We start from the raw sequence: 12,238 nt of genomic DNA on the forward strand, positions 1-12,238 counted from the left end.
ATTACGCTCAGACACAGTACTAGACAACCTCGACCGCATTAGCCGCCACTCAATACAACCCAAGAGCTCTCACACAAGGCACCATATTAAAACGAAGGACAAACCAGTAGTCCCAGCTCTGGATCAATTCCTAGAAAAAGCCTCATATCCATAGAAGCAAGATACTCAAAAGTCTATCCACCAAAGGGTGCTCCTTGGATAGATCCCCTATTGACCCAACCCTAAAGCCCCAACTAATGCACCCCATCTTTACCAACCGGCTCAAACCCAGCAACCTCCCCTTAACCATGGCGAAGCAAAACGAACAACTCGCCCTTAGTCCTCACCCTTGCGGTGCAACAAATCGACCGCAAAACCAATGGAAACCATCACCATAATGACCTCCCCTTAACCATGGCGAAGCAAAACGACACAAAAAAATCGTGCTACCTCAAAACTCCCTAAGAACCATACGAAGAAAGTTCTATGCAAACCACCAGCTACATCCGATGATAACGCACCATAGCCTCTGCCCTAAACGGCACAATCTTCCGCTTTATAAAAAAGCTGGGTGATGGACACAAAACCGATTATCGCCCAACCTATGGCTACGAAACCAGCCAACCAAGAGCCCGGATTTCGATTGCCATGCTTTGCACCAATCCCAACTGGTACCTCTATAACACCCGGTAGAACAATTAGGGCTAGTTCCGCTACATTTCGGACCAAATACTTGCTGGCCAGGAGGAGATCCAACCTCGGGTTGCCTAGAAACACAAAGCTATCTCAAAGAGCAATTGCTACGAAAATCTTCCAATTAGTTCTGTTGCTTACTTTAAATCTCGATATCGCGATCCTAAAGACCCTTGTGCCTCTCGGCGAAATAAAGATCGAACAACTCCCCCGTCACCACTATCCAAACCAACCATGACAGAGCCCAGAAAATTGACTGGACATAAAATTGACAGCCAAGGAAACTAACTCGGCACTGGATATTTGGGCTGATCGGCGAACCAATGTAAGAGACCCTTGAAGGGGAATCAAAAAAACGATCACACCAAAACATAAGAGACCTTCCGATCGCCAGGGGTAATGTTCGCCATATTGATCGTAGTCAGGAGCAAAACCATCCTCCTGTATTATCGATATCGAACGAAATGGATTGCGCAGCTTTTCTAGATCGATCTCACCTACTGAGAATCTGCCGAGACCATACCTGCCATGAAAGCGGTCGATCCAGCACCTAACTTATTTAGTTGCTGAACAAAATACTCAAACTACCGGCTAACTACAGACCAAATGCAAAACAATCAGAATAATACGACGACGCAGACCGGTCACTAGCCAGAATAATCCGAGGCCTAGGGCTATAGGTGTTTCACGTGAAACACAATCGCACTGACGAATGATCACCGAACTATAGGTTAGGTAACATGCCAAACATGGCTTTGACAGGGCATATCTAAGAAAAACCCTGGAAAAGAAAGCCACTAATCACCTCACCCAACAGCCAATTCAAAAACAAAAAGACTCTTTATAGCACTTGACTAGGCGAAGGTAACGCATTAAAGAAGGCAAAATTTTAAAGACAGGAAACAAGGTAGAAGCTAGCCAAAAAGATAAAGGAATAACTAACAAGACAGGATCGCTCTAAGTCCCGAACTCCCCATCACCATAGACCCGGGCAATTAAGGTCTTGCTTCCACTCCGGCGAGATTAGCAACCAAAGAGATCTATCAATAGAGATAACCACTCAAATGCAACTCCTATACCTTTCGACAAAAATTAAAACGCTTCTTTAAACGCGCCACCTGGATAGAGTACACGATTCAACAGAGCAAAACAGAACAGTCACGGTGTAGCCAACTCTAAGCCAAAAACTAAGGATGGCCCCCAGCAATTCAATGCGAACTAGATCGTCTTGAACAGATCCTTCTCGGCCTAGTACAACGGTGCCCCTGGTTCAACGGTGCCACTGGTTCAACCAATCACTACCCCCTTGACAATCCGAACTACTGTCATAGCAAAAGCAAAAAGCTCACGAGAAATCAAGATAGTCTCAGATCGCCGCCAAAACCTTACAAATCCACCCGAATCGGAGATACCCCAACGAGATCTCAATCCTTCCGGAAATACCATCGATTGATGAGATCAATAACTGCCGTACCTGTCACTACGCGATCTCGAATCGAAATTACCTCAACGTTGCGATCCATTAGGTAGATCCGAATAGACAAAAGAGCAAACCGACACCGAAAACGAGTAGCAATGCCACCCTTAATGGTGTAGCCTAACTAACATAAGTGAAACCACTAGATATCGCCCCAGCAGCCCAAAGCAAACGCCTAAATCTCACGTCACCTTCTAGAAGATCCTTCTTGAAGATCCTTCTTGAAAGACTAACGCTGCAGGCATCGATCAAATGTGTGTTTCACGTGAAACAAATGCCGTAAATGTATGGACGGGGAGACCGTGACTGATAATCAAACTAGAATCATCGCCATCGCTAACCAAAAGGGTGGGGTAGGGAAAACTACCACTTCGGTAAATCTAGCAGCCGCAATCGCCGAATCGGGAAAACGCGTCCTGGTGATAGACCTAGATCCCCAAGGTAACGCGAGTACCGGTATGGGAATCGACATTAGAGCTCTAGCCACTACTGTCTACGACGTCCTTCTTCATGATGTACCCATTGAGGATGCAATCGAACCAACCGCTGTCAAAAACCTCTTCGTTCTACCAGCTAACATAGATTTGGCCGGTGCAGAGATCGAATTGGTAAGCCAACTCAGTCGCGAGAATCGCCTCAAGAGGACGCTCGATGAAGTCTCGGACGAATTTGACCTCATCATTATCGACTGTCCACCGTCTCTCGGCCTTCTGACCATCAATGCACTTGTTGCTGCTGCCGAGGTCCTTGTTCCCATTCAGTGCGAATATTATGCATTAGAAGGACTCACCCAACTCTTCCGAAACGTAAAGCTTGTAAAATCTAACCTCAATCCAACCCTCGAGGTTACCCATATAGTGCTCACTATGTACGACTCTCGAACCAAACTAGCCGAACAGGTAGCCGCAGACGTACAATCGCACTATCCACAGATCGTCTGCAAAACAGTGATTCCTCGTTCCGTGAGACTCTCTGAAGCACCCTCCTACGGACAACCAATTACAGTATTTGACCCCATATCCCGTGGGGCAGTGGCCTATCGCGAACTAGCCAAGGAAATAAACTGATGGTACGAAAGGCTGGACTCGGTAGGGGACTTGGTTCCCTGATACCCCAAGGTGAGTCACAAGATCGCCAAGCAACTTACAAAGAGATTCCCACATCGCACATTCGACCCAACCCCGATCAACCGCGCAAATCCTTCGATGAAGAAGCCCTCTCAAGCCTTGCCGCATCGATTGGCGCAATGGGAATCATTCAACCAATCTTGGTACACGAGATCGAAGAAGGTCAATACCAAATCATTGCGGGGGAGCGCCGCTGGAGAGCCGCCCGACGGGTTGGATTAGATACGGTACCTGCAATAGTACAACAGGCCGACTCCAAGATGTCGCTAGAGCAAGCTCTGGTAGAAAACCTGCATCGAGAGGATCTAAATCCAATCGAAGAGGCGATGGCCTACCAGAGCCTGATTGAAGAGTTCGCATTCACCCATGAAACTCTTGCAACCCGAATTGGAAAGTCGCGTGCGGTAATAACAAACTCAATGAGGCTACTGCAACTACCGGCAAATGCCCAGCGACTCTTAGTAGAACGACGCATCTCACCTGGCCACGCTCGTCTGCTACTTTCCATAAGCGATCGCACGCAGCAAGAACAATACGCAAAGAGAATCGTCGAGGAAGACCTCTCAGTAAGGGCACTTGAGGCACTTCTTGGAGAAAACAATGTGCCTAAGGTCGGCAAACCAAAAAAAGACACGAAGCAATTTAAACCCGCTGGCATTATGGAACTCGAGAAAATCTTGGTCGACCTACTAGATACCAAGGTCGAAGTGCAAATGCCCAAATCGAACTCACCAAAGTCAAAAGGAAGGGTAGTCATCGAATTCGATAACCTCGAAGACCTCAAACGAATCACCGAACAACTCATCGAAGATGAAAAGGAATAGACATATCCAAAAAATATTGCGTCCGGAAGATTACTCTTTGGGCGCCGTATAGCAAGATCGCTACAAAGATAACGGCGGCTAGGCAACCAGCCAAAGCGGATCCAAACTCACCAAAAAGACCCTGAAACCTCGAAAACGGATAGGTGGAACCCTACAGAAGACGTCTACCAACCTAAGGGCCTCTGATAGCCCTTTAGCGGCCTTAGGTCACCAGAGTGGATTCTTCACTATATTTCGAAAAGCACGGCCTCTAACACGATCCTGAAGCTTGGGGATAACTACAAAGTGAAAATCTAAATGAACAAATGTAGGAACTCCAAAACCAAGTTTAGAAAGTCCCGCCACAGACCAACGTGTATTGTCGAAGCCTTGGGCGTCGGTGGGCGTCGGCGGTTCGCTAGCTAGCAAGATCCCACCGGGTCTAATAAAACCCGATGCTATCTCTGCCAATATCGGAGGTGCTCCAAAGCACCTAGCAACCACACAGTCGAAGCGTCCAAGAACATCTCCTAGCTCTTCAGCCCGTCCGTTTCGAGCGATCAATCGATCCGCTAAAGCGAACTCTATCGAGTATCGACTTGCCAATGCAGAGCGTTTCGCCATTCCATCGACCAAAGTAACAAATAAAGCGTCGTCTAAAAGGGCCATCAATAATCCCGGAATACCAACTCCAGAGCCGAGATCTAAAATCGAAAGGTTACCCGAACCAAGATGGCCTCGAACTACATCGATGTAGTTCGAGGCCATCTCTAGCAATTTTTCTAAGCTATCGGAACCGATCCCGCCAATCAACCGACTCTCTTGATACCAAGGCTCCAAGGAATCAGAAATTGAGGCATCTGTCATAGTTTGACTACCGTAACCTATCGGTCACGGTCACGGTCAAAATCTTCAGAGTCGCCATTTGACTCCCATGGCCTAGGCGACACCACAACATAGCGACGTGGTTCACGCCCCTCTGAACGGGTAAAGATACCTTCCATATCATTCAAAACGTCATGGACAATCTTTCGATCCGATGAATTCATCGCTTCAAGAGCCTTTTGACGATCAGAAACCTTAACTTGGTTCGCTACAGAGATAGCAAAGGCTTCCAAGGAAGTTCGACGTCGCTCTCTAAAACCCGCTATGTCCACATTGATGCGAGCATTGGCACGACGAAATCGATTTTGAACAGAAGCTCTAGCCAACTCTTGAACTGAGGCCATTACAAGCCCCTTAGGTCCAATTAAAAGGCCAAAATTCGCATCTCCAGTTATATCGATCGATATTTGGTCGTCTTCCATTGATGAAACAGAGATCTGCCCTGGGATGTGAAACTCCCTCATCAAACCAGCCAGAAACTCTTGAGCAGCTCCCGCCTGATCGACCAACGGAATGGCCTCCTCGACTTCATCTTGATAGTCCTCTTCAGTCATCTTTGTTGGAACCCTTCTTCCGTTACGTTCATTTGAAACTTCTCTAGCAGGAGTTTCTCGTTCTTCAACAACATCGCTCTTTTCATAGTTGTTTTTCTCATTGTTGATTGAAGCAGCCTCTGAACGCCCTCTGCCATTGGAGCTAGTGTGAGTACTTGAATTTGAAGCAGTTGGTCGCTCATTAGAGGTCGATGTTCGTTCACTGGAGCCACCAGGTCGCTCACGCCGACGCCTAGTCCTGCGAGCAGCATCCTTGGAACGAGGAATATTTGGTTTAACTCTAACGCGAATTCTAGCTTCACGCTTTGTCCGACCAAACATGCCAGTCTTTGGCTCCTCTAATACTTCGAAATCAATCTCACTCTCGTCAACCCCTAAAAGGTCAAGAGCGGCTGTCATTGCCTCCTCGACAGATCGACCTGTAGTCTCTACCCATTCCATATCTTGATTTAATCCTCTTTGAATTCTATAAAAGCCGCAACAAACTAGCGTTTCTTTTTCTTGGCTTGCGAGTTACCATTGCGACTTGTCGCTGGACGCGGTCTTGGTGGAGTAGTTCCACCTCCCGAACGAGGAGTTCCGCCATTTCCCGAATTCTTCGGTTGGGTCTGGCCCTGAGCCTCTTTCATTCGATCCATGAAACCTACCTTTGGAGGCGCCACATATGTCCCAGCAGCCTTCTGAGCTTTAATCTCATCGGCCTGCTTACGTGCATCGATTGAATGGCTCCTTAGAACCGGATCTCTCCTCCACATAAACTCTTGCTGGACAATTCTAAATAGTGACGAAACTACAAAGTAAAGGTTTACACCGGCTGGAATGCCTATGTAAATTACACCATAAATTAGGGGCGAATACTTCATAATCGCAGCCTGCTGCGGGTTTGCATTTGCAGCAGCTGGATTTTTGGAGTAAATCTGCCAGGTTGATAGAAATACCAGACCAATCGCCAATGCGACTAGTCCGTAATAAGGAAGAGCATTGATAAAACCAGTGTGAACGTGCGTAGCAGCAGTACCTAAATTCAGTCCGATGGAGTGCATATTGCCATTGGAGGCCTTTAGGTTCTTATAGATCAAAGTCGACTGACCCACGTACTTAGGTGCCGCGGTACCGTTGGGCAACTTGTTGGTAAGTCCACGAATAACGTCGTACATGACAAAGAGAACAGGAAACTGCAATAGCATTGGCAGACATCCACCGGCTGGCGAGACCTTATTTTCCTTAAAGAGCCTTTGCATCTCTTCATTTTGCCGTACCTTATCGCCCTTATGCTTAGCTTGAAGAGCCTTAAGTTCAGGCTGCAACTTTTGCATGGAGATCATCGATCTGGTACTCATGGCGGTAAGGGGCCACAAAAAAGCCATAACCGTTACAGTTAACAGGCCAATTGATAGGGAGTAACTATGCAAAAACCCATAATAGAAGGCGATTAGCCCTGCAATTAAGTCGAATAGGGGCTTGAATAAATCACCCAAATAAGTCATCGAACTACCTTTTTACCGTTCGCTTCGGGTACTGGGTCAAACCCAGATCCACCAAATGGATTACATCTTGCTATACGCTTGAGCGAAAGACCAACGCCTTTGGCTAAACCATGTGTCTCAATTGCCTCAATGCTATAGTCTGAGCACGAAGGAAAGTAGCGACAAGGCGACACTCTGCCAAATCTAACCTTTTGGTAGCCTGCTATGGCACCAAGCACTAACTTCTTCATCTCAAAAAACCTTCACCTTAGGACTACGACCATGGAACTCAACTAGGCCATGGCTTTCTTCTTGACAATCTCGATCAAATCTTCTAGCATCTCTTTGAGATCGTCATAGCTCAGAAGATGGGCGCCAGGATAGACAGATATAACGTACATACCAGAGCCTATAGCATCTTCGCGACTACGAAATATCTCCCTTACTCGCCGCCGAATCTTATTTCGAACGTGAGCCTTGCCGACCTTCCTTGGAACTGCCATTCCGATCGACAGCTCTGAGCCCTTATTGAGATAACTAAGGGCCAAACACTGCTTTCGGCTGCGTTTGCCAAGGTTTCTAACCTCTTGAAAGTCCTTTGATTCTCTAATCGAGTCCACAATTAACTCTCGCTGAAATAACAACTCCGCCCAACAAACCTAGGGACGTCACCTTGTGAACATAAACTCAAAATCATCTATTGCAACGATTTGCAATGCCAAGACTGAAATTAAATAGCAAAAATATTACAAAACTGCCACAACAACACTCAATTTTGCGGTCGATACTAATTTTGCTACCTAAATAACTGGCAATTTCGTAAAAAAAATCGAGCAAACTTAGAGATTAAATCGAGCTATCTATGAAATTTAGATCTATATGGGCGGTGACTATGATCAAAAAGATCCATTAATCCCTAAGCGCTAATATTTACTCTACCCTTGAGTCGACGGGCTTTGAGAACGGCTCTACCTGCTCTTGTAGACATACGGTGTCTAAATCCGTGCTTTTTCGAGCGCTTCCTATTGTTAGGCTGAAAAGTTCTCTTCATCGTTACTACTCCAAAATCTCATAAAATTCGAATTGAATCGCGCATTAGCGCTTTATGAACAAAATTCCATAATAGCCTTATCTAGCCCATGGTCGAACCGCCATCTCATACAAGATGGTCACAAGAGCAAATTCATAGCGAATCGATGGAGAATTACATACTTCGAATTATCTAGAATCATAGTCACCATCTCACATTGGTAACTCAACTTTTATACCCTAAAGACAAACGAAACAAAAAACCGAATACGAGGAAGACACGATGCGCGACGCTGATGAAATATGGAGACTATGTCGCCCACACATTCTCGAACGTATTAGTGAGTCCTCGTGGTATGCCCTCTTTGAGACAATTATCCCAATCGACGATGAAAGCGAATCTCTTACGCTTGTAGTTCAATCGACGATAGCAAAATCTCGAATCGAAGAACGTCATCTCACGACGATTACACAAGCACTCGAGGCGATAGGCATCTCAAATGCAAACGTAACTATTCGCGCAGAAAAACACATCGAAGAGGTGGAAGCGCCACGATCCTCTGGATCAACTCGCTCAAATACCCTTTCACCTCTCTTTGAGCCGACTAACACTTCGGGGGGCTTTTCCGCTAAAGATTCCAAAATTGCTAAAGCCAACGAAACGTCTCGTGGCCTTATCAACCCCTCCCACACCTTTGAAGCATTTGTCATCGGTAGCTCCAACCGCTTTGCCCATGCAGCTGCATTATCGGTAGCTGAAACTCCATCGAGAAGCTACAACCCCCTATTCATCCATGGAAAAGCAGGTCTTGGAAAGACTCACCTCCTCAATGCGATTGGAAATTACTCCCTTGAGAACTATCCCGCCCTTACTGTTAGGTACGTTTCCACTGAAACATTCCTAAATGAATTTGTAGATGCAATTAGAAAAAACACCACTACGGCCTTCAAACGTCGCTATCGCGAATGTGACGTACTGCTGATCGATGATATCCAGTTTCTCGAGAGCCGAGAATCTCTCCAAGAGGAGTTCTTCCACACCTTCAACCATCTACATTCAGCCGGAAAACAGATGGTCATCACCTCGGATCGCCCACCAAAGGCTATTGCAACCCTAGAAGAACGACTTCGAAGTCGCTTCATGTCTGGACTGATAACAGATGTGCAGCCACCAGAGGTTGAAACACGTCTGGCAATTCTTCGGAAAAAGTCCGAGCTAATGCCAAATCCTGTACCTTTTGACGTACTGGAGTTTATAGCACAAGCTATCTCAGACAATATTAGAGAGCTAGAGGGGGCACTTATTCGAGTCTCCGCCTTCGCATCGCTAAATAACCTCGAAATTACAGTTCCATTGGCCAGAGAGCTTTTAGTGGACTTAGTTGACGGCTCAACTCCAAAGACAATCACTCCACAGGAGATAATTGAGACGATATCGTCCTACTATGGCCTCTCACCTCTAGAGATCCAAGGTTCATCAAGAAAGAGACCGCTTGTCGAGGCGCGCCAAGTCGCTATGTATGTCTTTAGAGAGCTCACAACACTGAGCTTCCCTGCAATTGGAAAAGAGTTTGGAAACCGAGATCACACCACAGTCATGCACGCAGTCAACAAGGTGGAATCCAAGATGAGCGAAGATAGAGAGACCTATAACCGCGTCACAGCTCTGCTATCTAAGATAAGAAGTCAACAGCTGTGAATAACCCTGTGGATAAGTTGTGAATAATTGGTAAACGAATGTTGAAAACAAGATGAAAAGTAAGCAATCTTTTGAAACTGCAAAAACACCATGCACAGCCTCGACTAACCCTGTGGAAAAAAGTCCGATAAGTTATATACCACAAGCTGGAACAATGGCTAGATATCCACAGTCCACAGCCCCTATTACTACAGTTATCATTTAAATTTAATTCAAGGAGTTATTAGTTGCGTTTTAGTTGCGAGAGAGACCTCTTATCAGAAAGTATCGGCATAGCATCCAGAGCACTTGAGAGCCGATCTTTTGGAAATGGCGTTCATTTAGACTTAACAGGTGACAATCTGGTAATTTACGCCCATGAAACCGATATTTTAATTGAGGTAAGAATTGAAGTATTGGGTCACGAAGATGGAAGTTGTGTTATTCCGACTCCACTGACCAGCGACCTAATTAAATCTCTTGGGGAAGGCATAGTGGAAATTGATGTTGACGATATGGCACTGACCATGCGTTCACAACGAGCCAAGATGTCTGTAAATCTCGTGGCCGACTTCAATCCACCGTATCTAAGAGACGAGACTGTCGCTCCAGTGACCGTGGATGCGGGCGAACTAAAGGAAGCTTTGGCCCAGGTGATTAGAGCTTCAGCTAAAGGTGATGCTCGAGATTTTGTCTACACGGGAGTTTTATTTGCAGCCATCGATGGCGGCCTTCGTTTGGTTGCCACAGACGGAGTACGTATGGCGATACGAGACCTTCGAGGAGTGAATCTGCTCGAGAGCGATTCGGAAGTTATTGTGCCAGCTCGCTCGCTGACCGAACTTGAGAAACTACTAGCTCTTAGATCTCAAAAAGAAGAGCTTCGTGTATCTGTGGGTGATAAAGAAGCCGCCTTCGAGATTGGTGACTTTTTGTTGGTAACTCGATTGATCGAAGAAAGATATCGCGATTATCGACAGGTAATCCAGCCCAGCTATCCAAAACGGCTCGTCGTATCCAAGCGTGAGATCGTTGAAGCTCTACGCCGACTGCGAAGAATGGCTCGCGAAAATCGAGATATGACTAACCTGAGACTCGACATAACGGAGACACGCCTCTTTATGAGTGTTCATATTCCTCAAGTTGGAACTGCCACTGAAGAGCTAGAGGCAACTTACATCGGCGACGAGGAGATTTCACTTGCCTTTGATCCTGAACTGCTAAATGAAGGAATCGATGCCGTTGGATCTGAGTATGCCGCTCTAGAAATAGTTGCAACCAACAAGGCGGTTAGAATTGCTAACGCAGACAATAGCGACTTGACTTATCTGCTAATGCCAATTCGTCAGTAGGCAGGCCAGCATCTCTCAGCGTAAGTGGATCTTTAGCTCTTTGTGGAATTATTTTGCCCGAGAGTTGATCGACGTTTGTTGAAGGGATCTTTTTGCCCTTAGTGAAATGGAATTGCGCTGTTTGTCGGCTTTGTAGAGATTACTGATTTTAGGAAAGTACGATCGGTAACGATTACCCCTTCTTCCGTGGGCGTTACAGCAATCGTTGGTCGCAATGGTCAGGGAAAGTCCTCTATTATCGAGGCTCTTTCCTATGCGATCACTGGTCGATCATTCAGGGGCGCGCCAAAGGATTCCATGATTACAAAAGAGTGTGAATCCTCCATCGTAAGGGCAAATATCTTTTCTAACCAGCGCGAACTTCTCTTGGAACTCTCGCTAAATAGGGGAGGCTCCGATCGGCTCCTGTTAAATCGGAATGTAACACCACGAAGAGATGTAGTTAGAGCGATTCCGCTCACAGTCTTCACGCTCTCAGATATTGAGATTGTCTCAGGATCTCCTGCTCATCGACGGGAATTCATCGATGACTCCTTGATTTTGATGGGTCCGCGAGCGAGCGAGACCGTAGACAATTACGAAAGATTACTTCAGCATCGAAGCCATATCCTCAAATCACTACAACGAGGCGATGGTAGTGTGGGCTATGATTCTTTGGAGATATTCGACGAATCATTAGCAATTGAAGGTGAAAGGCTGATTCGAATGCGCCTTTCCCTACTGTCTAGGATCGAGCCCATCCTAAATGAGTTGTATGCTGATATAGCGGGAAAAGGTGAGAAGGTCCTAACAAGTTATGTGCCTTCTGTTCGTACGAACTTAATGTCGGATCTGTTAGATTCTCGAAGAGACGATATTAGGCGAGGAATAACGAGCGTCGGGCCACACCGTGACGACATTATCTTTAGGATCAATGGTCTAAATGCTAGATATGAAGCATCTCAAGGTGAGCAGCGAACGTTAGCTTTTTCGTTAAAGATGGCGCTCCATGAGTTGTTGCGATCGCGAATCGGTGAAGATCCAATCATATTATTGGACGACGTCTTTTCAGAGCTTGACGAGGAAAGAATTGAAAAGGTATTGAAACGGACGAAAAGCGCACAGGCCATTGTGACTACAAGTATTGATCATCAAATCGATGAAAAAGTTAATCAAAAATTAGTAATTGAAAGCGGTTCACTTCTGTGAGTAGGTC

11 protein-coding genes are annotated in these 12,238 nt (G+C 46.1%); 5 read left to right on the forward strand and 6 right to left on the reverse strand.

Features of this window, described 5'->3' with window-relative positions; genetic code table 11:
* The first annotated feature begins 2,451 nt into the window (after nucleotides 1-2,451).
* Nucleotides 2,452-3,216, forward strand: coding sequence for a ParA family protein (locus tag ACIDITHRIX25_RS98475; protein ID WP_249685755.1), 765 nt, complete (start codon nucleotides 2,452-2,454; stop codon nucleotides 3,214-3,216).
* Complete coding sequence (locus ACIDITHRIX25_RS98480; protein WP_052605637.1) at nucleotides 3,216-4,100, forward strand: ParB/RepB/Spo0J family partition protein; 885 nt, start codon at nucleotides 3,216-3,218, stop codon at nucleotides 4,098-4,100. The genes ACIDITHRIX25_RS98475 and ACIDITHRIX25_RS98480 overlap by 1 nt, the downstream gene beginning before the upstream one ends.
* Before the next feature lie 207 nt (nucleotides 4,101-4,307).
* Here the strand turns inward: ACIDITHRIX25_RS98480 and ACIDITHRIX25_RS98485 are convergent, their stop codons facing one another.
* From ACIDITHRIX25_RS98485 to rpmH, 6 genes are all read right to left on the reverse strand, one after another.
* Nucleotides 4,308-4,946 (reverse strand): RsmG family class I SAM-dependent methyltransferase, encoded by a 639-nt coding sequence (locus ACIDITHRIX25_RS98485; protein WP_201733511.1) that lies wholly within the window; start codon nucleotides 4,944-4,946, stop codon nucleotides 4,308-4,310.
* 17 nt (nucleotides 4,947-4,963) lie between these two features.
* Complete coding sequence (jag, locus tag ACIDITHRIX25_RS98490) at nucleotides 4,964-5,959, reverse strand: RNA-binding cell elongation regulator Jag/EloR (RefSeq protein ID WP_052605635.1); 996 nt, start codon at nucleotides 5,957-5,959, stop codon at nucleotides 4,964-4,966.
* Between the two features lie 44 nt (nucleotides 5,960-6,003).
* The gene (locus ACIDITHRIX25_RS98495; protein WP_052605634.1) at nucleotides 6,004-7,005 is read right to left on the reverse strand and encodes a YidC/Oxa1 family membrane protein insertase; all 1,002 of its coding nucleotides are present in this window, start codon (nucleotides 7,003-7,005) and stop codon (nucleotides 6,004-6,006) included.
* Complete coding sequence (gene yidD / locus ACIDITHRIX25_RS98500; RefSeq protein ID WP_052605633.1) at nucleotides 7,002-7,235, reverse strand: membrane protein insertion efficiency factor YidD; 234 nt, start codon at nucleotides 7,233-7,235, stop codon at nucleotides 7,002-7,004. Before yidD ends, ACIDITHRIX25_RS98495 begins: the two co-directional genes overlap by 4 nt.
* A gap of 42 nt (nucleotides 7,236-7,277) precedes the next feature.
* The gene (gene rnpA / locus ACIDITHRIX25_RS98505; protein ID WP_160291806.1) at nucleotides 7,278-7,604 is read right to left on the reverse strand and encodes a ribonuclease P protein component; all 327 of its coding nucleotides are present in this window, start codon (nucleotides 7,602-7,604) and stop codon (nucleotides 7,278-7,280) included.
* 296 nt (nucleotides 7,605-7,900) lie between these two features.
* Nucleotides 7,901-8,035, reverse strand: a complete 135-nt coding sequence (gene rpmH, locus ACIDITHRIX25_RS98510) for a 50S ribosomal protein L34 (RefSeq protein ID WP_082058636.1) — start codon at nucleotides 8,033-8,035, stop codon at nucleotides 7,901-7,903.
* 261 nt (nucleotides 8,036-8,296) lie between these two features.
* On the opposite strand from rpmH, the gene dnaA reads away from it, so the two are divergent.
* The 3 genes from dnaA to recF all read left to right on the forward strand — a co-directional run bounded on the left by dnaA (nucleotide 8,297) and on the right by recF (nucleotide 12,231).
* Nucleotides 8,297-9,712: a chromosomal replication initiator protein DnaA gene (dnaA, locus tag ACIDITHRIX25_RS98515; RefSeq protein WP_052605631.1), complete on the forward strand. Its 1,416-nt coding sequence runs from the start codon at nucleotides 8,297-8,299 to the stop codon at nucleotides 9,710-9,712.
* Nucleotides 9,713-9,939: 227 nt separating this feature from the next.
* A complete protein-coding gene (gene dnaN / locus ACIDITHRIX25_RS98520) occupies nucleotides 9,940-11,043 on the forward strand; it encodes a DNA polymerase III subunit beta (protein ID WP_052605630.1) in 1,104 nt (367 codons plus the stop codon).
* A gap of 138 nt (nucleotides 11,044-11,181) precedes the next feature.
* Entirely contained in the window at nucleotides 11,182-12,231 is a 1,050-nt protein-coding gene (gene recF / locus ACIDITHRIX25_RS98525; protein WP_268749153.1) for a DNA replication/repair protein RecF, read from the forward strand.
* The last annotated feature ends 7 nt before the right edge of the window (nucleotides 12,232-12,238 follow it).

The organism is Acidithrix sp. C25, from assembly GCF_904848545.2.

Coding starts and splice junctions, on each gene's coding strand:
- ACIDITHRIX25_RS98495 (WP_052605634.1), bottom strand. CDS start 7,005: ATGACTTATTTGGGTGATTTATTCAAGCCCCTATTCGACTTAATTGCA.
- rpmH (WP_082058636.1), bottom strand. CDS start 8,035: ATGAAGAGAACTTTTCAGCCTAACAATAGGAAGCGCTCGAAAAAGCAC.
- ACIDITHRIX25_RS98485 (WP_201733511.1), bottom strand. CDS start 4,946: ATGACAGATGCCTCAATTTCTGATTCCTTGGAGCCTTGGTATCAAGAG.
- ACIDITHRIX25_RS98480 (WP_052605637.1), top strand. CDS start 3,216: ATGGTACGAAAGGCTGGACTCGGTAGGGGACTTGGTTCCCTGATACCC.
- dnaA (WP_052605631.1), top strand. CDS start 8,297: ATGCGCGACGCTGATGAAATATGGAGACTATGTCGCCCACACATTCTC.
- yidD (WP_052605633.1), bottom strand. CDS start 7,235: ATGAAGAAGTTAGTGCTTGGTGCCATAGCAGGCTACCAAAAGGTTAGA.
- jag (WP_052605635.1), bottom strand. CDS start 5,959: ATGGAATGGGTAGAGACTACAGGTCGATCTGTCGAGGAGGCAATGACA.